This window comes from Methylomonas koyamae (assembly GCF_019669905.1).
GTDB classification, from domain to species: Bacteria; Pseudomonadota; Gammaproteobacteria; order Methylococcales; family Methylomonadaceae; genus Methylomonas; species Methylomonas koyamae.
Map to the genome: position 1 here is coordinate 2,641,120 of NZ_AP019777.1, position 24,246 is coordinate 2,665,365.

The window sequence follows — 24,246 nt, forward strand, 5'->3', positions numbered from 1 at the left end:
GATTTTCTACAATCCCGCCCCCGGCAACCCAAACACAATCCCCTGCTCGAATAACTTCACCAGCAATTCGGTCCGCCGCGACACCCCGTATTTTTGGAAAATAGGCCGTAAATGATTCCTGACCGTCTGTTCCTGAATGTTTAACTGCTTGGCAATCGATTTATTGGTATGGCCGCAGGCGATCCAACGCAGAATTTCGAACTCGCGCGGCGTCAAACCCAGGCTGACGGGACTCGTCGCCGGCTGAAGGCCGGGCGCTGCATCATCAATGTTTGCGGACGCCGGAGGCTTACCGGCCATCGTCGCCGGCAAATACACCTTGCCGGACAACACATCGCGTAACGCTTCGACAAAAGCCTGCCGCGAAACGGTCTTGACCACAAACCCCATCGCCCCCAATTTCAAGGCCTGGAACACCACCTCCCTATCCTGCACCCCGGAAAACATTACCACGCATAAATCCGGAAACGCCTGTTTCAGCTCGGCTAAACCGTCCAGACCATTGCAATCCGGCAACTGCAAGTCCAGCAATACCAAATTCAATGCCTGCTCCCTGGCAATCGCCAAGCCGGCGTTGAAACTCTCCGCCTCGAATACCTGCATATCCGGGTAAATCTGTTTCAACAAACACGCCACGCCCTCGCGAGCACAGAAATGGTCGTCGATTAGCAAAATGTTCACAGCCACGGTTGTCCTGTGCTAATACGGTGAAATGATTGTACGCCCGGCAAGGGGGAAATAAATCCAGTACGTTTGTACTGGTACGGAAAACAAGTGGCTTGCATGAGAAAACTCGCAGAAACTGTATATCATGCCGAGTCAGATGATATACATAAACCATTTAATTACTTGTTAGGCGTCTCAGCATGACCAGCAGGCTCACATCGATTGCACCGGCGCTAGAAGCTGCTATTTCCTCCGCGCCGCCCAATATGCAGAGGCGTGTGACGACAGAAGTCTTGTCATGGCTCTATCGCGAGATCCCGCAACACGAGAAGAATCTGCGAGCGTCGCTTATCAACCAAGATGAAGAGACCGCAAATCGGCTCCTCACTCAGTTGGACGACGAGTACTTCTCACTTGAGGAACAAGACCTTCAGGAAGAATCGCTAGTATCTTTTTCCCAAGCACGCACTGCGGCAGCAACACTGTTCGCTATTCGCGGAGAGGTCAGCGAAGCCGTGTACGAAGCAATTGTTGCCACCGACAATCAGGCAGGTGTTGCCAAGGTCGTACTCGAGACGCTAAGTGGCGACGCCTAACCCTTCCATCGAGAGGACGCTTTCCGGCCTATGGGAGGGTGTCCTGAATTTTGTGTAAACGGGATTTAATTATCGATTGGGCATCCTGTCTTCAAACTGAATGCTAAACCGATTCAAAGCCGCTTTCCAGTCATGCAACGGCATGGTCCATTTTTGACTGATATTCATCAGGGCCAAATAGAACAATTTCGACAAGGCTTCATCACTGGGAAATGAGCCGCGATTCTTGGTGATTTTCCGCAAACTCATGTTCACCGACTCGATCGCATTCGTAGTGTAAATGATGCGGCGTATCTCGGGCGGATAGTCGAAGAAGGGAATGATTCTATCCCAATTACGTCGCCAAATTTGAGCAATGGGCGGGTAGGCCTCGTTCCACTGCGTCTCGAACTCAGCCAGCCTTTGCTCTGCTTCAACGACGCTGGCGGATTGGTATATTCGTTTGAGATCGCCGGCGATCTGTTTACGCATTTTCCAACTGACATAGTTCAGGCTGTTGCGGACTAGGTGGACGATACACAGTTGGACGGCGGCGTGTGGATAGACGGTTTCAATCGCTTCCGGGAAGCCTTTCAAACCGTCGACACAGGCAATGAAGATGTCTTGCACGCCGCGATTCTTGAGGTCTGTCACGACCTGTAACCAAAACTTGGCGCCTTCGGTTTGGGCGATCCACAAGCCCAGCACTTCCTTCTCTCCTTGCAGGTTAATCCCTATGGCCAGATAAACGGCCTTGACACGAACGGCACCGGTATCGCGCACTTTGACGTGGATACAATCGAGATAAACGATGGGGTAAACCGGATCAAGCGGCCGCAATTGCCAGGCTTTGACTTCCTCAATCACGGCGTCCGTCACCGAGGAGATCAAGGTGGGTGAAACTTCAGTGCCATACAGTTCTTCCAGATGGCTCTGAATCGCCCTGGTTTCCTCGGAGGCTCCAACCTTTGAGAGAATGGAGCAATGAACGAGAAAACGAGCAAGCATTATTCATCGGAAATTCGAGAACGAGCGGTTCGCATGGTGCGAGAGCATCAAGATGAATACCCGTCGGAATGGGCCGCTATCCAATCAATTTCGGCCAAGTTTGGCTGCACGGCGGAGACGTTACGTCGCTGGCTGAGGCAAACACAACCGATCACTAGCTCGAGCATAGAAGTGTCCGGCAATGGCGCGGAACGCATCAAGGCGCTGGAGCGGGAAGTCCGGGAGTTACGCCAGGCCAACGAGATCCTGCGTAAGGCCTCGGCGTATTTTGCGCAGGCGGAGCTCGACCGCCGGTTCAAGCCATGAAAGCGTTCATCGACGAGCATCGCGATGGCTATGGGGTCGAGCCAATCTGCAAAGTTCTGCCGATTGCCCCATCGACGTATTACCTGCATGCGGCGCGCAAAGCCAATCCTGAGTTGCGGTCGCATCGCGCCAAGCAGGACGAGGCCCTCAGTCAGCAAATTCGTCGAGTTTGGAATGATAGCTTCCAAAATTACGGCGCGCGTAAAGTCTGGATTCAATTGAAACGCGAGGGCTTAACCGTGGCCCGTTGTACGGTGGAACGCCTCATGCGAAGCCTGGAGCTGAAAGGCGTCAGGCGTGGCAAAACCATCAAGACCACCTTCAGCGATGCCAACGCGGAGTGTCCTCTGGATCGGGTGAATCGGCAGTTCAGCGCCGTACGACCGAATGCCTTGTGGGTGGCGGACTTCACCTATGTCAAAACCTGGCAGGGCTTCGTTTACGTGGCCTTCGTGATCGATGTGTTTGCCCGCTACATCGTCGGTTGGAAGGTATCGTCATCGGCGCATACCGACTTTGTGCTGGACGCACTGGAGCAGGCGCTTCATGACCGGCAACCCCAGCGCGATGGCGGCTTGATTCACCATAGCGATCGAGGCGTGCAGTACGTTTCGATCCGCTATACCGAGCGTTTAGCCGAGGCCGGCGTTGAAGCTTCGGTAGGCAGTGTGGGTGACTCTTATGACAATGCCTTGGCTGAAACTATTAATGGTTTGTACAAAACCGAACTGATTCACAAGCAATCCTGGAAGAGCCGCGAAGCCGTTGAACTCGCTACATTGACTTGGGTGGATTGGTTTAATCATCGACGGCTGTTGGGATCGATTGGTAATATCCCACCAGCCGAAGCGGAGGCTAACTATTATCGGCAACTTCCCGAGTCCGTCATGGCAGCGTGACTCACAACCTATGGCCTCCGAGATTCCCGGGGCGATTCACTCTGGATTTCCCTGACGGTCAGACCTCGGGCATAGAGTGAAATGATCTTGTCATCAAAGCCCGTCCAGCGGGATTGGTGTTTGCCAATGATTTGCGGCTCGAACTGACCATGACGATCACGGGGAATCTCAATCGGCAATGCGCCAAAATCGCCTTTGAGGGTTTTACGGCTCTTGCCATTGCGGGTGTTGCCGGTGGCGTTGCAGACTGACTCATGCTTGGCATGGCCTAAATGTTCAGTCATTTCGGCTTCTAAGGCTCGCTCGACCAAGGCCTTGGTGAGTTGTTTTAGCAGGCCATTTTCGCCCAGCAGGTCTTCAGGTTTTTGATAGCCCGACAATAAGGTATCAATTAGGTCGGTTGGGATGGCTTTTGGTAAGGTCATAGTTACTCCTCAAAGTAAGGGCAGTTTCCTGCCTAATGGCCGTTTACACAAAAATTCTTACACCCTCGCCTATGGCCTCCAAGCGCCTCTCATGTCAAACGTTAGCCTTACTGAACCACCAAGGGAGACACTTTGAATGAGCAGAACACGACTCATACGTTGGCTTACAGCAGTATGCTGTTGGCTTCTAATAATTTTAGCGTCGTACTTCTACGGAGCTTACTGTCAGGTTAAAGTAGGAACAACCGACTTAACAACGATTATCAAAGATATTATTCCGGTTGCGCTTGCAATACCTACAGCATTTCTGGCTTATGCTTTCGCGCGGCGTAACAGCTATCTGCAAGCATTAAGGGAATTTTGGAAGCAACTCGTTCCATCGATGCAAAAAGCCATCCAATACACTCACTTGGCAGAACCCAAGCAAACTGATTTTGCGCCAGTCATGGAAAGTCTTTCTTCCGCTATAGATTTAACCCGTGGTGTTTTTTCAAATATTTCTAAAAATGGTTCGCGAGGGCTGTTTCCCCACGAGAACCTCAAGGACATTCAATCCATTATTTCGTGGCTAGGCTTTGGAGAATCATTTAAAAAAGCCAACGCAGCTAAGGCGCGACAATGTATTACCGCTCTATGGCAAGAAATGCACCATGCCATGTTAGCCGAATTTGATCGTGATGTCCCCGTCACACCTATAAGCAAATATCTGTATCAAGGTAAATCGGTAGCCGATATTTTAATTTCCAAGCAATTAAAAGATGAAGACCTAGCAGGCTGGTGAAAAACTCCCAAAGCTGCAGTCATCAAGGCGCATAGCCTCAGCAAACAAGTAAAATAGCGCATCTAAATTGGAGAAGCCCCCCATGCGCGGACACGATGCCATTCAAAATAGCTGGTTCAGCTACGTTAGCCTGGAAGACCGTATTCCCAAACAGCATCCGTTGCGTCGTTTACGGCTACTCGTCGATGGCGTATTGGCCTCTATGGATGCGGTCTTTGCCGAATGCTACTCCCATACTGGCCGCCCGTCGATTGCGCCCGAAAAACTGCTGCGCGCCTTGCTATTGCAAGTGCTGTACACCGTTCGTAGCGAACGCCAGTTGATGGAACAGCTGGACTACAACCTGCTGTTTCGCTGGTTTGTCGGTTTGGGTATCGACGATGCTGTCTGGGAACGCAGCGTGTTCAGCGCCAACCGCGAGCGCCTGCTGTCCGAAGCACTGAGTCGCGAGTTTTTTGAGCGGGTCTTGGCCATTGCCGAATGGCAAAACCTGGTGTCCGACGAACACTTCAGTGTCGACGGCAGCCTGATCGAAGCCTGGGCCTCGCACAAAAGCTTCGTGAAGAAAGACGGCAGCGGTCCTGATAAACCCGCCGGCCGCAATCCCGAGGTCGACTTCAGCGGCGAAAAGCGCAGCAATGCCACGCATCAGAGCACGACAGACCCCGAAGCGCGGCTTTACAAGAAAGGCGAATACACCGAGGCCAAACTGCGTTACATCACCCATGCCCTATCCGAGAATCGTAACGGCCTGATTGTCGATGTCGAAACCACCCAAGCCACCGGCACCGCTGAAATCGAAGCCGCGCAAACAATGATCAAACGCCGTGTTCCCAAAGGCGGCAGCGTCGGTGCCGACAAAGGCTATGACCAACCGGCGTTCGTCAACAAACTCAAGACGCAAGACATCAAAGCCCATGTTGCTCGCAAAAAGACCGGCAGTGCCGTCGATGGCCGCACCGCGCGCGGCAAAGCGTACGCTCAAAGCCTCAAGCGCCGCAAAATCGTCGAAGAAGCCTTCGGCTGGATCAAGACCGTCGGGGGCCTGCGTAAAACCCGCCACATCGGCTTAGCCAAAGTCGCAGGTCAGGCCTTGTTTTGCTTTGCCGCCTACAACCTGACGCGCTTGCTCAACCTATTGGTGTTCACGCCGAAACCGGCGTGGAGTGCGCCCACCTAGGGCGAAGTGCGCCTGAAAACCGTCCACAGACGGCTTCAGGCGAATAAAAAGCCCTTGAAACAGGGGCAAAACGGTTGAAACTCGATGTCATGACCGATTTCAACACGAAAAAATCACGGAAACCGTGGGTAAGGGGAAATATCAGTGGGTTTTTCACCAGCCTGCTAGAGAAACATAAACCCGCATCACATCCAAGAGGCTAACCATGCGCTCTAGCCGACCGCTTTCCGCTACGCGCCAAGCGGACGGCTGAGCTCTACGTTGGGCATCATTACCTGGTTCCCACGGTCCCCCGCTAGCCGTTATACACATCTTTGTTTGATAACCGTCATTCCGGCAGGGATTGCCGGAATCCAAGCTGCACGGATAGCTTGAGGCGACCATCCATGGCATTGGATGCCCGCGTCCTGCGGGCATGACGGCACTTGTGTATAACGATGAGCGGCCCCCCGTGGGAACCCAGACTCTTGACAATACCTAAAATCTGGCGAACCTGATCATACCGAATATGCATTCCCACGCGGAAGCGTGGGAACGAGGCTCAAAGACAACATAACCCGATGGAGACCCAACTATGACCATCACCCTAGGCCCCATCATAGGCCACACCACCGATACCTCAGCCAAAATCTGGATTCGCGGCGCGAAGGGACCCAATCATAACAGCCGGGAGTTTTGTTACGGCGCGTTCGATTTGTACGACGGCGCCAAGCTTGTGGCGTCGCAGTTTTGCTTTTTGAAGGATTACTACGACTTCACCGGCGTCGCATTATTCGACCAGCTCAAGTCCAACACGGAATATCGAGTGGAATGCGGCGTGGTTTACAAGCGCGATGCCGATGCGCCGCAAACAGGTGTGCCAGTGGCGGGGCCTGTCATCGCCGATATCAGGAAGGCGACGGCGACGTTCAAGACCGACCGCGGCAGTAACGACACTCGGCTGGATTTCGTGTTCGGCTCCTGCCGCTATTTGTATTGGGACAATCTATTTCAAAACGATGCCGAGAAAGGCGACAAAACCTTTCGTTCCATCGTCAATTTGCATCGGCAGCGGCCGCTGGATTTGTTTCTGGCGGTGGGCGACCAGGTCTACGCCGATCCGTTGAACAAGCTATACGAGTACAAAAACTTCGACGCCTTATGCGAGATTTACCGCAAGTCGTTCCAGTTGCCGAACATCGCCGAGCTGATGCGCACGGTGCCGACCTACATGATTCTGGACGACCACGAAATTCGCAACGACTGGTCCAAAGACCAGATGCGCAGCGAAGCCGACAGCGGTTTTTACGCGATGCGGATGCGGGCCTATGCCTCCTACCAGCACCTGCATAATCCCAACACGCCGAACGGCCAGTTCTGGTACAGCTTCGCTAAAGGGCCGTTTGCATTCTTCGTGATGGATACCCGGACGCTAAGGATCAACGACGCCAATGCGGTGGGCGGCAAAACCCTGCTCGGCCGCGAACAACTGAACGCCTTTTTCGACTGGCTGCACCAAAACCGGGCTGCCCCGGTCAAGTTCGTCGTTTCCAGCGTGCCCTTCTTCCCCGATCCGAAGCCCAATAAAGGCGGCGACGACAAATGGGCCGGTTTTAACGACGAGCGCAGCATGATTCTGGAATTCATCCGCGTCGAAGGCATCAACGACGTGGTGTTCCTGTCCGGCGACGTGCATAACTCCAGCTTTGCCCGGATGCGCTGTTATCAAGACCAGCAGTTTTTGCTGACGTCGCTGGTGTCGTCGCCGTTTTACTGGCCCTATCCGCACGAAAGCCCCAGCGATTTCTACGGCGGGCGGACGCTGGAGTTCATGCAATGGACCGACGGCAGCCGCCGCGCGCGCGACCGTGTCGAATACCGGTACGATGGCGAAGGCTTTATCGGCGACGAGGCGTTTATGGCGGTATCGGTGGATATCGGCAAAGGCAAACCGTGGTGCAGCGCGGAAATTTTCGACCGCAAGGGCCAGTCGTTTCCGGCTTATGCCGGGCCGTTTTTCTTTTGAGTCATGGACAGCGGAAGCAACGCCGACTTACGCCGTACCGGCCGATTGGGTCGGATAATACAGCGCCACTTAACCGAACAAAACCTTGGCCAGTTCCTGGGTTTTGGCAAACTCGGCTTGCAAGTGGGAGAAACAACGCTGTTCGGCGTTTTCCGAGATAGCCAAGACCTCCAGCAGTTCCAATGTCGGCATTTCCCCGTCCTTGAATAGCGCGCCGGCCATCCGCGTGGCGGCGCCGACAATCAGCGCCTGCTGCCAATAGTCGCCGCGGTAACCGCTGTGGCGGTGGTGTTCGATGGTGGTGACCAAGGCGTCCGGGATGCCCCAATACTGGGCCAGATAGGCGCCGATCTCGCAATAGTCGGTGGCGGCGGTTTTGCGTAAGGCCTGGTTCAAGTGCCACTGCGGGTTGGCCTGTTTCAGTTGCAACGCTTCCTGGGTCTGCGCCGCCATCGTATCGGCCAGACACAACAGCCCCAAGTTATGCAAAATCCCGGCGGTATGCACGGTTTGCACGAAGGCCTCGTCGACGTCGGCATCCGGCAGCGCCCGCGCCAGATCGGTGGCCGCCTGTGCCGCCAACATGCTGCTGGTCCAGTATCGGCGGATGTCGAAGCTGCGGCATTGGTAGACGTTGAACGGCTTCATCACCGCCAAACCGATGCTGACGCCGCGGACGATGTTCAAGCCCAATTTGAAGCAGGTGCGTTCGATCGACGTCACCGGCTCGCCGTTGTTGTTGATCCAAGCCGAATTGGCCAGTGCGATCAGGCGCGAGCAGATGGTGGGATGCGTCTCCAGCACTCGCGCCAGGCCGGCATAATCCAGGCCGTCGTCGGCCAGGGCTTTGATCAAATGGTGCACGTCGTGCGGCAAAGCCGGCAATTGTTTTACGTCGGCAAAACAAGCCGGCAATTCGATTCGGGGCATAGTCAGTTGTCGGGGGCAGTAAACGGGCCGGATTTGGCGTCGACGAATTCCAAACGAAAGTCCTTGCGAAACAAGGCCGGCAATGCGGCGGCCGGCTGCGGCGCGCTGAACAGAAAACCTTGTACCACCTGGCAGCCCAAACCGCTCATCACCATAGCTTGGTCTATGGTTTCCACACCTTCGGCCACCAGGCAAAACTGCATCGCATGCGCCATGCCGATGATGGTTCCGAGCAAGATCGGGGTTTGCGGATTAATCAATACATCCTGGACAAAAATGCGGTCGATTTTCAAGCAATCCACCGGCATGTGCTTTAACGCCACCAGCGACGAGTAACCGGTGCCGAAATCGTCGATGGCAATTTTGACGCCGACGTCCTTGACCCTACGGAATACCTCCATATCGGCCGGGTTCTGCATCGCGCTTTCGGTGACTTCCAGTTGCAGATACTCGGCCGGCATGCCGGTCTGTTGCAAAATATCGCGCAGAGAAACCACGAACTGCGGATCGCGAAAATGGCTGGCGGCGACGTTGACCGCCATGGTCAGCAACGGCAAGCCCTGGCTGTGCCAACTCAGCAACTGCAAACAGGCGCTGCGGATCGCCCATTGATCGATCTTGCCGATCAAACCCAAGGTCTCGGCCAGCGGGATGAATTCGCCGGGGCCGATAATACCGCGCTGCGGGTGGCGCCAACGGGCCAGGGCTTCGATACCGACCATGCGGCCGTCGCGCATGCCGACCTGGGGCTGGTAATGCAATTCGAACTGGCCTTGCTCCAACGCATCGCGCAACATTTGTTCGTCTTGCAAGCGCTTGATCGCCAAGCCGGTCATCTCCGGCCGGTAATAGGCGTAACGCTGTTTGCCGGCGGTTTTGGCCGAGTACATCGCGGTGTCGGCCGCCTTCATCAAATCGTGTTCGTTGTCGCCGTCTTTCGGGTAAATGGCGATGCCGATACTGACCCGCGGCTTTAAGTGGTGGCCGCTCAAAATCAACGGCCGGTTAATTTCCTGCAGGCAGCGTTCGGCGATATCCATGGCCTGGAATTCGTCGGTAATGGTGTTGACGATGATGCAGAACTCGTCGCCGCCCAGCCGCGCGGCAAAATCTTCCTCGCGCACCACGCTCTGGATGCGCTGGGCGATGGCTTTCAAAAACTGGTCGCCGACATTGTGGCCGAAGCTATCGTTGACGTACTTGAATTCGTCCAAATCCAAAAACAGGAAGGCGAACTCCTGCTGCGCCCGCGCCGCGGCTTTAATGGTTTGCTGCATCCGCGAGTGGTAATGCACCCGGCTGGCCAAACCGGTCAACTCGTCGAAATAGGCCAACCGGTGGATGATTTTTTCCGATTCCTTTTGTTTGGAAATATCCTGAACCGTACCGGTGACGTAGCTCTGCGCACCGCTATTAATCAAGGCCGTATCCTGGCGCACCGTGATCGGCTCGTCGCTTTCGCTCAGCAGCCGGTATTCGACACAAGCCTCCTTGCCTTCGACGGCGGCATTGACCACATCTTCCACTTGCTTACGGTCGGCAACATCGATCAAAGCCAGATACTTGCCCAATTGGCCTTGAAAATAGTCCGGGCTGGTCCGGCACAATTCGGCCAGATAAGGCGAAATCTCGAACTTGTCCTGCTTGGCGTCCCAAGTCCAGTAGCCCAGGCCGGCTATGCGTTGGGCAGCGGACAGTTGCTGCTTGCTGTTACGCAATTCGGCGGTATCCCGGTAGGAACGCAGCAGAAACTTGATGTGGTGAATCAGCACCACGTGGTTCAACGGTTTGATGATGAAATCGGCGGCGCCGGCTTTGAAGGCGCGGTTGATCGATTCGATATCGTCCAGCCCGGTGGACATGATGATCGGCACGTCGGTCATCTCCGGTAAGGCCGACATCCGGGCGCAGGTTTCGAAACCGTCTATGCCGCCCATGATCGCGTCGAGTATGACCAGATCCGGGATCTCGCGTTGCAACATTTCCAGAGCATGCTCGCCGCTGCAGGCTTCCTCGACCCGGAAACCGGCCGATTTCAGTTGTTCGCCGGTAATCAGCCGAAAGTTCGGATCGTCGTCGACCAGCAACAAGCGTACCGAGGCGCCGGCCGGGGCCGCAGCAACCTTATCGACATCGGCAGCCGCCGATTCCGCCGGACCGGCTGCGGCCAAATGGCTCAATTCGGTCACGACCTCCGGCAATTGCCGTTCGAAGGCGGCGAACAAAACCTCGACTTCTTCGGTTGCACCCTGGCGGCCGGCGGTCTCCAAGGCCAGACAGGTCTTGGCAAACTCGCGCGCGCCCAAATTGGCGCTGGCCGATTTCAACGCGTGCGCGGTATTGGCAACGGTCGGCAGGTCGGCCGCCGCTACGGCGTGGCGCAGTTTCTCGACCTGTTCCGCGGCGGTTTGCAGATACAAGGCCACCGCTTTATCGAACAAACTGGCGCCTTGGGCATCGACAATTTCGCGCAACTCGGCAATATCGGCGTGGCAAATCGGGCTCAGCCCAGCCGGCGCCGGCAGTGCCGCCGCAGCGGCCGGGCTATCGGTTCGCGATGCCCCGCCGGCCGGCAACCAAGCCAACAACAACGTACGCAACTGGTCCTTGCTGAAAGGCTTGCTCAAATAGCCGTCCATCTCCGCCGCCTGGCATTGGTCCTGGATGCCTTTTTGCACGTCGGCAGTCAATGCGATGACCGGAACCCGGCGCTTGCCGGCTGCGGCTTCCTGTTCGCGCAGCTTCAGCGTGGCGCTGAAACCGTCCATGACCGGCATGTGGCAATCCATCAGGATCAAGTCGTAATCGCGGCGGCCGGCGGCGAGTACCGCGGCTTCGCCGTCGTTGACCACGTCGGCGCTGCACCCCATGTTTTCCAGGAAGCTTTTCACCACTTCCTGGTTCACCAGATTGTCTTCGGCGACCAGTATCCGCCCGCGCAAGCGAGCGGCGGAAGTCGGTTTACCGGTTTGCGACAACTCCGGCTCGGCTACCTTGTCCTGCGCCAACGTCTCGCGCAAGCAGTTCAACAGCCGTTGCTGGAATACCGGTTTGTTCAGGAAAAAACTGATGCCGTATTCGTGGCTGCGTTCGGGTTGGAAACTGACGTTTTCCGAACTGAGCATGATGATAGCCGGCTTGGGAATCCGCCGGTCGCTTTGGATCGCCTTGGCCAGCGACAAACCATCCATGATCGGTAAATGCCAATCCAGCAACGCCAACTGGAACGGTTGCTGCACCGCGGCGGCTTCCAGCAGCATTTTCAACGCACGCGGCCCACTATCGACGCTGGTGGCGTTGGCGCCCCATAACGCCAGCTGCGAGGTCAGAATATCGCGGTTGGTGGCATTATCGTCCACCACCAGAATATTGACGCCGTGCAAATCCGCGGTGTCGGCCCGCTCGATGGCGGCTTGTATTCCCAGGCCGAATTCCAGGCTGAAGTAAAACCGCGAGCCGGCGTCGACTTTGCTTTCCAGGCGCAGTTCGCCGGCCATCAGTTCCACCAGTTGCTTGGAGATGGTCAGGCCCAAGCCGGTACCGCCGTAACGGCGGGTGATGCTGCCGTCCGATTGGGTGAAGCTGTCGAAGATCTCGTCTTGGCGTTCGTCCGGCACACCTATGCCGGTATCGACCACTTCGAACAATAGCCGGACTTTATCCGCGGCAACGCCGTCGGCGATTGGAGCCACCTTGAGCTGGACATCGCCGCGCTCGGTAAATTTGATCGCATTGCTGAGCAGATTGACCAATACCTGACGCAACCGCTCGGCGTCGCCCTGCACGATGTAATTCAGATCGTGGGGCATGTTCAAAATCAATTCGACGCCCTTGCGGTGGGCCTGGTCGGCCAGCAACTCGACGGTTTCCTCCAGCATCGGCCGTAAATCGAACTCCTGCAGAATCAATTGCAGCTTGCCGGCTTCGATTTTGGAAAAATCCAGAATGTTGTTGATGATGCTGAGCAGAGAATTGGCGGAACGGTAAGCGGTTTCGGCGAAGCGTTTTTGCCGCTCGTTCAAACCGGAGGCCATCAACAGCTCGGTCATGCCCAACACACCGTTCATCGGCGTCCTGATCTCGTGACTCATCGTCGCCAGAAACTGCGATTTGGCCTTGCTGGCCTGTTCGGCCTGCTCCTTGGCGGCCAACGCTTCGGCGATACTGCTGTTCAACTCCCGGTTCTTCTCGGCCAACTGCCGGGTGCGCTCCAGTACCTGCTGCTCCAGCGAATCGCGGTGCATCGCCAATTGGTCGTCGCGGAACTGGATTTCGGCGAGCATGGTGTTGTAGACATCGGCTAAGTCGCCGAACTCGTCGGAACTGGTCTTATTGATGCGGTGGGAAAAACTTTTTTCGTGGCCGACCGACTGCATGGCTTCCATCAATTTCAGTAACGGCGCCAGAAAGATATGCTGCATCTTGGAGGTCAACGCACTGATACACAACATCGTAAACAGCACGATGAAGCCGATGATTAGATAAAAAGTTTTCAGGATCGCGTAAAAGCCGCTCTGGTCGTCGACCAAATGCAGGACACCGACCGTTTCCCGGTCCAGTTCGATCCGCCGCACGAAATGCAGATTGTTATCGGCGTCGTATTGGAACACGTCCCGCTCCGAGCCGGCGCCGCCGGTGTCGCGGTTGTAGGGAAACAGCCTGTCGTACCAATGCGCCACGGCGTCGCCCAAGGTATCGAACAGACTGCCGCCAGCGTCGGGATTTGCCGCCTGTTGTAATAAAGCCATGGCTTGCTCCGCATCCCAATGGCTGATTCCGGGTTTGCCGGAATGGTAGTCGGCAAACAACTCGCCCTGTTTGTTGTACAACTCGGCGTTGAGGATGCTTTCCCGGGTCCGCATGCTCTCCAACATGGTGTTGGCCGCAACCGCGTCGCCGAATACCAATGCGGCGGAAATATTCGAGGCGATGATATTGGCCACTAACACCAATTGCTGCTCGGTTTCCTTCTTCTTGGCAAAGTATTCGTTGATGATGATCGCCGTGGTGGCCAGACACAGCGTCAGCATTGCAATCAGCGTCATGATCGACACCAATTTGATTTTGATCGGCGCGTTATTGAACCATTTCACCATGCGCTAAGCTCTCCTAACGGTCTCCGACGATTTTCGCCAACCGCAGCAGGTTGGAACTGATGGTTAAACCCGAGGCTTTGACGGCGGCCAGGTTGATATGCAACTGGATTTTGCCGTCGACATTGACCATGGCCACCATGCCGCCGTTAGCGGCGAAATCGGCATCCTCTCCCATCGTCAACACCGGCAATGTTTTGGTATCCAGGAATACCTGCAACAGCACGTTATTCGGCAATTCGCTGATGAACAAAATCTGGCACTGGTTCAAATTACGCAATCTCTCCGAGTTGACGATTTTAATCGAGCGGTTGCCGACGTTCTTGCCGTCGATCGATTCGAACGACTGCAGCAACACGTTGTCCCCCACCAGGCACACGTTCAGCACGTTACCCGCATCGGCGAAGGCGCTGTCCGGCCATTGGGTAAAACGGGCGAAGTTCAACGTCAGCGCCGCCAGCACCGAGTATTGTTCGAACGCCGCCGGCGCCGCCGCACAGACGCTTGCGGCCGACGCGAATAGCGCCAGCGCACAGGCTCCGATAGCGTTTACCACATTTCGCCGCGATAACAAGTCAATAACCGTTTGCAAAAGTTAGTCGAGGATTGGTAATAATAACGGTTCAAAAGCTCCAGGCCAGTTTGCCGTACATACCGCGGTCGATAAACGTGGGTAAAGTTTGGTTCTCCTGCCTAAACTCCAAATGGCTTTCGCTGAGCAGATTTTGCCCGACCAGCGACAATTCCAAATTCTGCGCCGGCCGCCACGCCAAGCGCACATCCATCGTCACGTAATCGTCGATATGCTGCAGGCCGAATACGCCGACGGAGGCGTTGCTATCGACATAGCGCAACCACAGGTCAAAATCCAAATCTTTGCGCAAGCTCAATGCGCTACGCAGGCTGACGCGTTGTTGCGGGCCGGCCGCCGCGATAAAGTTGGTTGTGGCGGCAAAATCCGATTTTAGCAGGCTGTAATTGGCGTCCCAACGCCACCAATCCAGCATTTGCCAGACGGCGGCGACTTCGTAGCCGTAGGTTTTGGCTTGATAATTGTTATTCAGCGTCAACGGTACCACCACCACGCCGCTCACCGGATCGAACGTTCCGCCGCCTTGCGAGACGTTGCGCAGGTTGTCGTAATCGTTATAAAACACGGTGACATCGAGCGATAACGCTTTGACGAACGTGGTCCGGTAACCTATTTCATAGGCGATGACATCCTCGGCCCGATAGTTGCGGTCTCCGTTCAAATACACGGCGACCGCCGGCAAAAAACCTTGCGGCGGCTGCACGGTTTGCAAGATCGACATGTTTTGTTCGGCGCGCGACGGCGTTCTGACCGCACGCGACACCGCCGCCCAAAACCGGTGTTGCGAGTGCGGCGCCCACATCAGCCGCGCAGTGGGCTGGCCTTCGAAGCCGCTGTAGTCGTTGTGTTCGAATTTGGAACCCAAAGTCAGCCACAAAGTATGATCGACCAATTCGATTTCGTCCTGGATAAAGCTGCTGAACAGTTGGTCGTTACGGCTGGCCGGGCTCAGCCGCAGCAAGCGCCCGACCTCGGTGAGGTCGTGGGTGTACTGGTAGCCGAAGCCCCAGATCACCTCGTGGTTGTCGAACAAGCCGAAGCGGTGCTGGAAATCCAAATCCAGCGTATCGCGCCCTTCGCTGAACCAGGCTTCATTGCGCCGGTAGTAGTCGTAATAGAGTTGCAACGAATAATCCGAACGGGTGGAAACGGTATGCTGCCAACGGCTCAAAAGGTTGCCGCCGTAAGCGTCGACCCGCTCGCCGAACTGGCTTTGGTAAGGCGCGGCGATTTGCGGAATGGCCAAGGTCTGGTTGATGGTGCTGTGGTACAAATCGCCCTGCACGGTCAATTCGTCTTGCAGCGACAAGCGCGAATCCAGCCTGAAACCGCCCTGAGCCTTATCCCAAGAGTCGCCGGCCGGCTCGGCGTTGGCGCGGCTGTTGGCGTCGCGGTTGAAGCCTTTAACGTAAACCCGGCCGGTAGTGTCTTCGCCGAGCCGACCGCCGTAACGAAAGCCGCCGAAGCCGCGTTCCTCGGTGCCGCCGCCCGCCACCGCCAAACCGCCCTGGGTCTTGGCCGAATGTTTGGTGATGATGTTGATAACGCCGTTCACCGCATTGGCGCCCCACAGCGTCGCACCCGGACCGCGTATCACTTCGATGCGTTCGACGTCTTCCAGCATCACGTCCTGGTTTTCCCAGTAGACGCCGGAAAACGAGCGGGTGTAGGTGTTGCGGCCGTCGATCAACACTAACAATTTATTGGCGAAGCGGCCGTTAAAACCGCGGGCGCTGACGGCCCATTTGTTGGAATCGATTCTGGAAACGTCCATCCCCGGCGCCATGCGTAGCGCTTCGGGAATGCTGGTTACCCCGGTGCGTTTGATGTCGTCATGGGTGATAACGAAGACCGCAGCCGCCGAGTCGTTCAAGGCTTGCGCTTTCTTGGACACCGACGTCACTTCGACGCTGAGCAAATCCTCGACATTCAAGTCGAGCGCATCCTTCGTATCCGGCGCCCCTAAACCCGCTTGGCTCACCGCAACGAGCAGCAATCCGGCTATTGGCTGTTTCATACTGTAACTGGCTATTGGTTTGGCGTTCCATTGCCCGCGCCGGCCGAAATCCGCTCAGTCTGGGTGGCAACGATATAATCGGGGCAATTCCGCCGCGCAGCGCCGCTCTCGATAACGGCGGACTAAGCACCGGCAAAATGCGGCTCCTCGTCAGACGAGAAAACCGAATTCGATTTGTCGAAATTTCCTCACACGCCAAGTTTAGTCCAATTTCCGATTTGGCAACGGCAGCCGGCGGCGTGGATAGCGTTTGCTGGGTAGCGCGATCGAAACGACCGCTTCAGACCACGAAATTGAGTTGCTGTACGCTACCGGCGCGGCCTTGCTCGGTCAGATAAAGGCCGCTGGCGGCTACTTCCGCCACGGCACGGTTATCGCTGTCTTTGTATTGAAACGGCGTGGCGAGATGGCCGAGGTAAATCGCGCCGATGTTTTTGTCGCCCAGAGCCAGCAATTGCTGGCTGCCGTCGTCGTGGCGTTGCCAGATGCGCAAGCGTTGGTAAATGGCGTCGCCGGCATCGATAAATTGGTTGCCGTCCTCGTCGTAAGCCGCCAGCTCGGCAAAACCGTTACCGCTGGCCGGACCGAACAGTTCGGAACCGTCGTTGACTACGCCGTCGCCGTTTTTGTCCAGCGCGAGCATGCCGCTTCCGGCTTTCAGGCCGGCAATTTGCTCCAAGCGGCCGTCGGCATCGATATCGAACGCAAACCGGGTATTGCTCAACTCGGCGGCGTTGCCGTCGAAATTGATCACCAACGGATCTGTTTTGACGGCGTCGCCGGCGCGGATTTCCAGATTCGATTCCAGATAAAAACTGCGGCTCATCGACAGCGAAACGCTAAAACTCAAGCTCTGGCCGTCTTTAGTTTTGATCGTCCCTTCCGCCGCGAAATCTAAGGTCTCGCTCTCGGCATAGGCAACGGATTGCCGGTAAATCAAACCGCCCTCGCCGGCTGCCGGCGCGTCGCCGCCGGCGGGAGGCTGCTGCGGCGGCGTTATCTCGGCGGCTCCGGCGTCGGTCGCCGGTTGCTCCGGCGCAAACAAGACGAAATCGCGGCCGGTGATTTCCTTGAATATGCGTTTGATGATTTGCAGCGTCAGACTGTGCTGAGAATCCAGCCGATTCTCCGGATCGATCGGCCGATTGCGGGAGGCGGCAGACCGCGCTGAGCTGCTGAGTTGCAACGTGTCGCCGAGCGCTTGCCGCGCCGGCGGCTCGTTAGCGGCAGGTGCCGCCGAATTGTTACGGTTAGCGCTGTCAAGCTGCGGCGCCCGGCCGGACCACACCTGTAACGAGGTTTTGCTGCGAACGCTTTGCTGAAGCTGGTGCTGGCTGCTGAAACGGATTGCGGATTTATCGATGATCATGGCGAACGCCTCCGGCCGGATGGTTACCGCACGGTTATCGGCCGCATCCGCTCGAACTTAAATGTTTAATTTATCCTCCATTTTTTGCTTGTAGTTCAGGAAATGCAGGGTTTGCAGATCCTCGCTATGTTCGGCCCCCAAAACCCGGTAAGGCGCGTCTATTTCGGTGATGTGAAACGGATAATCGTCATGGCTGTTGCGGTAACCGAGGATATTGCTGCGCACCGCCTTAAAACTGTCGGGACCGTCTATCGCGAAGCGGCGCTCGTTGCAATAGACCGCGACACCGCCGCCAGTCTCGCCGACGATCCTGACCCGCAAATCGAACACGCTGGCGCCGACCTTGACCTGGACGGCCTGGCAGGAGACGACTCCGGCCGAGTTTTTTTGAATCTCGTAAAAGCGCACGCCAATCCCTTCCGGCAACTGCGCTTGTGCCAGCAAGGTGCCGAGGAACACCGAATAATGGTTCAGCACATGCTCCGGATTGGCATTGGCATGCTGGCGGACGAATAGCGAACCTTTTTCGTCCAGTACGTAAACGGCGACGTGCTTGCTGGTGGCGTGGTAAAACACCTGCACGATGTCGGCCAGATTGTGCCGGTACAACACCGGTATATAGGTCTGTTCCAACACGTAAGCATCGAACAGCACCGCCGAGAACTCCGGCTGCGGCTTGGAAAGCTCCTGAATCAGTTGGTTGGCGTTATCCAAGCGGAAATAACCCAAGCGGCCGTTATTGAATCGAAACAGGCTGTAACCGGTCTCGGCCGGAATGATGTAACGCTGGGCCCCGGCGCCGGCCGCGACGAAGCACTTCACCAGGTTGTTGAACAAGGCCTCGGTACGCAACACGATGCTGCGGCCGCGCACCGGCGTGTAACACAATACCCGTAGCGAGTCGGCCGCGATTTGCGCTCCACTGTTGTGGACGATGTCGAGCAGGCAGTTGAGCAGGCCCTCCAATCCGGCATAGTGTTGCAAGGTCACTTCGCCCCAGCTCGACACCGACAGTTTGTGCACCGATTGCACGAAGCATTGGCGGGTTTCGCCGTAACTCAGCGGGTCGGAACGTTCGCTCATGACCAATTGCTGGCTGTTGGCGTCCATGGCCAAACTTTCGCCGAGGTTGACCAGCAACAGCGACGCCGACAACCGGTTCGGCGCGGCGAAGGCGTCCAAGCCGCCGTCGCCGCCCGGCAAGCGGGACTGAAAAAACGCGTGCAACTCGTTGAACAACAGGTACAAATCGTTGCCGGCCAGTTTCAGGTTTACCGCAGCGACCTGTAAGTTCAAGGTTTTTTTATACAATCCGTTCAGCACCGCCCAACTCAGTATTTCCAACAAACTGTCGCCCTGTTTGATGGCGCTGTGCTCGGCCGCTTGTTGGGCGGCGTTTCTGTCGCTGTACAAACGCCAAACCGGTGCGGCATCTTCGACAACGGTTTCCTTGGCCACCAGCAAATCGGGCGTGGTATGCACCGCGGTGCGCGTCGTCAGAATTTCGATTTTGCCGGGGCGCTGGTCCAGCGCGGCACGCAGCTTGCGGCCGATCAAGCGTAAATCCCGGTTTTCGCGTTGGGCCTGGTCGACCGGCAGTCCGGTGAACTTGATGATCATGCGCAAGCATTGTTGCAACTGGTCGCGAATCACGGCGTGTTCGCTGTTGGCGCGTTTTATGTCCCAGTAGCGCTGGCTGGCCAGACTGTCCAGCAAATCGTCCGGCCAGTGCCATTGTCCGGCGACTTGTTGCATAAAATTTTCGCGCAATTGCCGTACCCGGTTTTCCAGAATCGGTCCGGAACCGGCCATGATCTTCATGTAAAAACACTCGCGGATCAGGTCGAGCCGCTGTTTGGAACCGCCCTGCTGCAGGTAGGCGTCGACCTTGCTGTACATCAGCAAATACGGATCCAGGCTTTCCACGCTGAAGTCGCCGCGGTAAACGGCTTGCTTCAGCGCCAGGCACAGCCATTGCGGATGCGGAAACTCGCTGGCGTAGCTTTCCATCAATAGCAGCTTCAACAGCGACTTATGCGGCGAAGTCAGCGATTTAAAAATGTGCCACAGCGTCGCACTGACGAATTCCGCCGTCGGCATATGGTTCAGGTCGCCGAAATCCAACACCTCGGCTTCGGCGACGAAACGGTTCTCCAGCAGATGTTGCACGTATTGGCCGTAGTGGCGCTCCTGGTCGGGCGGCACCAGCCACCAGACCGGCGTGCGGCCGGCGACGTAAATCGAAGTGCGGTAAAACTCCTCCAGCAATAGATAGTGCTGGGTTTCGCCGCTGCTTTCCTTGGATATCGGCGTATTCTCGCCGCGCACAAATTGCCCGGCGTCGACCAGAAAAAAATGCACCTCGATCTTCAGCGACGCCGCCCATTTCTCGACTTCCCGGGCTTTTTGCCGCAATTCCTCCAACTCGTCGGCGGCCAACCCGGCGGCGTGGCATAACCAGATATCGATGTCGCTTTCCTTGGAAAAGGCCATGCTGCCGACGCTGCCCATCAGAAACAGGGCGTGTATCGGATATTGCCGCAACGCCTTGCGCTTGTAGACAAAACCTTTGGAAAACTGTTTGGCGACGTCGACGGTTTGCTTGCTCGGCGCGTAGTCGGGAATGCCGGCCGGGGTCTCCGACGAGACGAAGCCGGGCAATAACGGATGGTTTTGGTGGAATAACAGCGGCAATAATTTCAGAAAATCCTGCTGCCGCGGTTGCAACAAACCTTGCACGTGCAACAGCCGTTGCTGGTTGAAATATTTGAAACGCTGCGTCACCGCATGCAGATCTTTTTTACTGATCTCTTCGCCGGGTGCGCCCAATCGGATTGGAAGGAATCGGTTCGTCACTGCGGCGCGCCAAAATCGGGGGAGCCTTGAGTATAAAAGAAATCAACCCGGCCGGTGAAAGTTAAACTGTAGATAACGGCCGTCTTCGCTATCGAATGCCGTGAACCGGGTCAGCCCGGCCTGCGGAATCTCGATATGGAAAGTCTTTTCCAGCGGTAGTTGCAGACAATGGCCGAACAAGCTGCGCACGACGCCGGCATGGCTGACTACCAGCACCTTTTTGCCGGCGCAATCGGCCAGCAAATTTTCCCAGGCGGCATGCACGCGGCGGTTGAACCCGCCGAAATTTTCGGCATTGGGCGGCGGGCAGCGTTCCGGATCGCGGTAGAACGCCGCCAACGCGCCGGGCCACTCGCTTTCGATGCGATCGGCGGTCAGACCCTCCCAGGCGCCGAAATCGTATTCGGCCCAAGCCGGATCGACGCGCAACTCGGCCTGCTGCTGTTCGCACCAGGCGGCGGCGAACGAGCGGCAGCGGCGCAGCGGCGAACTGGCCACGACGTCCCAATGCAGTTCGCCGCATTGCCGGTACATTTGCCGCCAGCCGCGCTCGGTCAACGCATCGTCGGTCACGCCGCGGTAACGGGAACCGCCGCGGGCTTCGCCGTGCCGCAAAATATCCACAGTCGTCACTATCGCCATCGTTGCCGCTTCCGCTTCAGAAGTCAGGGTTAGGTGTTCAGCGTATCCATCAAATCGATCATGAATTCCATTTCCTCGTCGTCTACCGCTTGCCAACCGCTGAAGCCCAACGCGGCTAACACGCCACCACCCTTCTCGTCCGCCGCCATGTTAAGCAATACCTGGCGCAGTTCGCCGCGCCTTGCCTGCAAGCGCGGGCCGACCATCAAAGAATGGTGGATCACGCTGATCTGGCTGCGCACCAGCACCCGTAATTGTTTGCGAATCACGCCGGACAAATTGTCGTAGGCTTCGGCCAGAATGATACCGGCGTCCGCCTCGCCTTTCAGCAAATGTTTCGCCACCAGCACATGGCTATCGGCCAAAACCGGGACGATGTTGCCGACATCCAGGTCGGCCGGCTCCAGCATGATCATGCCCATCAAGCGCACGTCGGGATCGTCGGTAAACGCCACCCGGCTATTGACTTGCAAATCGGCCACGTCCTGCGCCGGGCTGTCGGCATGGACGGCGACGATGGCTTCGTCCGCCTGGCCTTGAGCCTTGACCAGCGGCAAAAAACCTTTGTTTCTGACCAGCATCGCCGCGTCGTAAGGATTGGCGTAAATCAGGTCGATTTTATCGGCCTCGATGGCTTGGTGCAGTTGTTGGTAATGGTTGTACATTTCCAGATGGATCGCGCTATCGGTTTGTTTCTGCAACCAAGTGTTGAAGATATACCAACCCGACAGGCGGTCCGGAGCGAAATCGGGACTGACGGTAAACAGGAATGTCATGGCGGGCTCCGTTAACGTAAAGTCGGATAGAGTTTGGCGCATTCGTCGACCTTGGTCCGCGACGGTTTGCGCCGGACCGAGGTATAACCCACCACCTTGCCGCCGCGCACGTTGGGAATCACCGTGGCCTTGACCCAATAATACCCGCCGTCCTTGCGCAGGTTTTTGACGTAGCCTTGCCATTTCTCGCCGCGCAGCACCGTCTCCCACAAATCCTTGAACGCCGCCGCCGGCATGTCCGGGTGGCGCAGAATATTGTGCGGCGCGCCGATCAGTTCGGCTTCGCTGTAGCCGGACATCTCGACGAAGGCCCGGTTCACCTGGCGAATTACGCCCTCCGGCGTGGTCGTCGACACGATCAATTTGCCGTCCGGATACGGCGTTTCCAGTTCGGTGTACAACACTTTGCGGCGGCTGCCGTCGTAGAACGCCAGCTCGGCTTCCCGGTAATCTCCGACGATATCCTCGGGTTTCATATCGCTAATCATGATCGGCTCCGTAGCATGGTTTCGGGATCACAGCATTTCGGAAATGCTTTCCGCCGCGCGCTTGACGTCGAGAAAAATCAAGCCCAGCTTGGCGTTAGGCTTGGCCAGCACGGTCAATACGGCTTCGCTGCCGGCATAAGTCATCAGCACATAGCCGCGCGCACCCTTGATCAGCACCTGCTCCAGATTGCCGCGGCTCAGTTCCTGTGCGGTACGGTCGCCCAGCGACAGCATCGCCGCACTCATCGCGCCGACCCGGTCTTCGTCCATGCCGGCCGGCAATACCGAGGCCATCATCAAACCGTCCGTGGATATCACGCCCGATGCTTCAATATCAGCCGAAGTGCCATTCAGCTCGGTCAACACCGAGGTCAGCATATCTGCTTTCATAATTGCTATCTCCTAAAAGTAAAATTGACAAGGGAGCCGGGCAAAACTAATCGCCCTTTTTGACGTACCGGGTCGTCAGAATCCAGGCCAGACTGACGAATTCGGCCTGGTTGAAATGCGGCGTACCGGCGATGGCCAGCACGAAACGGTGGCCGCCGACGAAGATCGGCCAAAAGCCGATTTGGCTGGCGCCGAAGGCATCGACTATCGCCCAGGCGTGGCTGGCGATGCCCATGTTGTTGCTCAATAGGCCGGAGCGGCGTTTGTGCACGGTGGCCAATTCGGCGCTCAAAGCCGATAATTCCTCGGCCACCTCGTGCGGAAAGCCGCTGCAGGCCAGATAAAAACCCTGGTCGTCGGCCAGCAACACCTTGCCCGATTCGGAGATTGCCGCCAGCAGACCGGGCAACACGTCTTCCAACGCGCCGGCGGGGGCTTGCAGCGGCGTATCCACACCCTGCACCCAGCCCAGCTTCTGGCAGTGCAATAACATTTCCAAGGCCTTGTGCTCGTCTTCGATCTCCATCAGGCTTTGCAACTGCGGCAATGCCAACGCCGGCGTTTGCGCCTGCTGCAACAAGCGCAGCAAAAACCGCCGCGGTTTGTCGGAGTCGGGAAAAGCCACCGCGTAATAGGCCCCGGCCGGCGTCGGATATAAATACAGCCCTTCGGCCAGTGTGAAGTTCTGCATGGCCTTACTCCGCCAAACCGGGATCCAGCGAGTACAACAAGGCCTGCACCAGTAACGACACGTCGTTCTTTTCCCGGGCATCCACCGCAAACACCGGAGGTTTGATGCCGAACTCCTGCAAGCGCAGATGGTAATCGTCTATGGTCGGGCGGTTGCTCAAATCCATTTGGGTAACGCCGATGGCCAGGCTGGTATCGCTGATGAATTTGCTGAACGCCTCCAAAAAGAACTTCATGTCCTGAAACGGATCGGCGCGGGTATTATCCAACAGCAAAATCAAGCCGATGCCGCCGTTGACCAGAATGTCCCACATGAAATCGAAGCGTTCCTGCCCCGGCGTACCGTATAAATGGATCTTCTCGCCTCCGGCCAGATTCATAACGCCGTAATCCATAGCCACCGTGGTCGAGGCTTTGCGGTTTTTGGTCATATCGCTGGCCGCCGCGTCGGTTTTTACCGGCGGCGTATCGCTGATGGCATTGATCGCAGTGGTTTTGCCGGCACCGACCGGCCCGGTGAAAATGATTTTGTATTGGCTCATCGAGATTCCTGCTGAG

At 56.6% G+C, this 24,246-nt stretch carries 18 protein-coding genes, 2 pseudogenes and 1 other annotated feature; of the genes and pseudogenes, 5 read left to right on the forward strand and 15 right to left on the reverse strand.

Annotated features, from left to right (window positions below; all coding sequences use genetic code 11):
* Positions 1-6: 6 nt before the first annotated feature.
* Positions 7-681 (reverse strand): response regulator, encoded by a 675-nt coding sequence (locus tag MKFW12EY_RS11885; protein ID WP_245006292.1) that lies wholly within the window; start codon positions 679-681, stop codon positions 7-9.
* A gap of 185 nt (positions 682-866) precedes the next feature.
* On the opposite strand from MKFW12EY_RS11885, the gene MKFW12EY_RS11890 reads away from it, so the two are divergent.
* Positions 867-1,262 carry a hypothetical protein gene (locus tag MKFW12EY_RS11890; RefSeq protein ID WP_157199413.1) on the forward strand — a complete coding sequence of 132 codons (396 nt, stop codon included), beginning with the start codon at positions 867-869 and terminating at the stop codon, positions 1,260-1,262.
* Between the two features lie 69 nt (positions 1,263-1,331).
* Here the strand turns inward: MKFW12EY_RS11890 and MKFW12EY_RS11895 are convergent.
* Positions 1,332-2,186 (reverse strand): annotated as a pseudogene (locus MKFW12EY_RS11895) (IS256 family transposase); the annotation flags it as partial.
* 39 nt (positions 2,187-2,225) lie between these two features.
* Here MKFW12EY_RS11895 and MKFW12EY_RS11900 point away from each other — a divergent pair.
* Positions 2,226-3,454, forward strand: a protein-coding gene (locus tag MKFW12EY_RS11900; protein ID WP_245006282.1) for an IS3 family transposase whose coding sequence is annotated in 2 segments (ribosomal slippage) — positions 2,226-2,517 and positions 2,517-3,454 — 1,230 coding nt in all. Because the reading frame shifts where the segments join, the coding sequence is not laid out codon by codon here.
* Positions 2,510-2,626 (forward strand) — a sequence feature (AL1L pseudoknot). Its footprint overlaps the gene before it by 117 nt.
* Before the next feature lie 38 nt (positions 3,455-3,492).
* On the opposite strand, the pseudogene MKFW12EY_RS11905 reads toward MKFW12EY_RS11900, so the two are convergent.
* A pseudogene (locus MKFW12EY_RS11905) lies at positions 3,493-3,879 on the reverse strand (transposase); the annotation flags it as partial.
* A 136-nt stretch (positions 3,880-4,015) separates the two neighbouring features.
* Between MKFW12EY_RS11905 and MKFW12EY_RS11910 the strand changes: the two are divergent.
* The 3 genes from MKFW12EY_RS11910 (at position 4,016) to MKFW12EY_RS11920 (ending at position 7,845) form a co-directional block, all read left to right on the forward strand.
* Positions 4,016-4,660 carry a hypothetical protein gene (locus MKFW12EY_RS11910; RefSeq protein ID WP_221053057.1) on the forward strand — a complete coding sequence of 215 codons (645 nt, stop codon included), beginning with the start codon at positions 4,016-4,018 and terminating at the stop codon, positions 4,658-4,660.
* An 82-nt stretch (positions 4,661-4,742) separates the two neighbouring features.
* The gene (locus tag MKFW12EY_RS11915; RefSeq protein WP_221053058.1) at positions 4,743-5,840 is read left to right on the forward strand and encodes an IS5 family transposase; all 1,098 of its coding nucleotides are present in this window, start codon (positions 4,743-4,745) and stop codon (positions 5,838-5,840) included.
* A 574-nt stretch (positions 5,841-6,414) separates the two neighbouring features.
* Entirely contained in the window at positions 6,415-7,845 is a 1,431-nt protein-coding gene (locus MKFW12EY_RS11920; protein ID WP_054763600.1) for an alkaline phosphatase D family protein, read from the forward strand.
* Between the two features lie 69 nt (positions 7,846-7,914).
* On the opposite strand, the gene MKFW12EY_RS11925 is transcribed toward MKFW12EY_RS11920, so the two are convergent.
* The 12 genes from MKFW12EY_RS11925 to MKFW12EY_RS11980 all read right to left on the reverse strand — a co-directional run bounded on the left by MKFW12EY_RS11925 (position 7,915) and on the right by MKFW12EY_RS11980 (position 24,230).
* Positions 7,915-8,775: an HDOD domain-containing protein gene (locus MKFW12EY_RS11925; protein ID WP_221053059.1), complete on the reverse strand. Its 861-nt coding sequence runs from the start codon at positions 8,773-8,775 to the stop codon at positions 7,915-7,917.
* A gap of 2 nt (positions 8,776-8,777) precedes the next feature.
* On the reverse strand, positions 8,778-13,871 hold the full coding sequence (locus MKFW12EY_RS11930; protein ID WP_221053060.1) for an EAL domain-containing protein: 5,094 nt from the start codon (positions 13,869-13,871) through the stop codon (positions 8,778-8,780).
* A gap of 13 nt (positions 13,872-13,884) precedes the next feature.
* A complete protein-coding gene (locus MKFW12EY_RS11935) occupies positions 13,885-14,424 on the reverse strand; it encodes a YfiR family protein (protein WP_054763519.1) in 540 nt (179 codons plus the stop codon).
* A gap of 67 nt (positions 14,425-14,491) precedes the next feature.
* Positions 14,492-16,477, reverse strand: coding sequence for a TOL_0244 family TonB-dependent receptor (locus tag MKFW12EY_RS11940; RefSeq protein WP_054763518.1), 1,986 nt, complete (start codon positions 16,475-16,477; stop codon positions 14,492-14,494).
* Between the two features lie 280 nt (positions 16,478-16,757).
* A complete protein-coding gene (locus MKFW12EY_RS11945) occupies positions 16,758-17,846 on the reverse strand; it encodes a hypothetical protein (protein ID WP_221053061.1) in 1,089 nt (362 codons plus the stop codon).
* 57 nt (positions 17,847-17,903) lie between these two features.
* The gene (locus MKFW12EY_RS11950; RefSeq protein WP_054762045.1) at positions 17,904-20,702 is read right to left on the reverse strand and encodes a class I adenylate cyclase; all 2,799 of its coding nucleotides are present in this window, start codon (positions 20,700-20,702) and stop codon (positions 17,904-17,906) included.
* Positions 20,703-20,744: 42 nt separating this feature from the next.
* Entirely contained in the window at positions 20,745-21,344 is a 600-nt protein-coding gene (locus MKFW12EY_RS11955) for a histidine phosphatase family protein (RefSeq protein WP_221053062.1), read from the reverse strand.
* A gap of 29 nt (positions 21,345-21,373) precedes the next feature.
* Positions 21,374-22,120: a phosphate/phosphite/phosphonate ABC transporter substrate-binding protein gene (locus tag MKFW12EY_RS11960; protein ID WP_221053063.1), complete on the reverse strand. Its 747-nt coding sequence runs from the start codon at positions 22,118-22,120 to the stop codon at positions 21,374-21,376.
* Positions 22,121-22,131: 11 nt separating this feature from the next.
* A complete protein-coding gene (locus tag MKFW12EY_RS11965; RefSeq protein WP_064021765.1) occupies positions 22,132-22,608 on the reverse strand; it encodes a PAS domain-containing protein in 477 nt (158 codons plus the stop codon).
* A gap of 27 nt (positions 22,609-22,635) precedes the next feature.
* Complete coding sequence (locus MKFW12EY_RS11970; protein ID WP_054762039.1) at positions 22,636-22,998, reverse strand: roadblock/LC7 domain-containing protein; 363 nt, start codon at positions 22,996-22,998, stop codon at positions 22,636-22,638.
* Positions 22,999-23,044: 46 nt separating this feature from the next.
* Complete coding sequence (locus tag MKFW12EY_RS11975) at positions 23,045-23,689, reverse strand: hypothetical protein (RefSeq protein ID WP_221053064.1); 645 nt, start codon at positions 23,687-23,689, stop codon at positions 23,045-23,047.
* A 4-nt stretch (positions 23,690-23,693) separates the two neighbouring features.
* Positions 23,694-24,230 carry a GTP-binding protein gene (locus MKFW12EY_RS11980; protein ID WP_054762037.1) on the reverse strand — a complete coding sequence of 179 codons (537 nt, stop codon included), beginning with the start codon at positions 24,228-24,230 and terminating at the stop codon, positions 23,694-23,696.
* Positions 24,231-24,246: the final 16 nt, after the last annotated feature.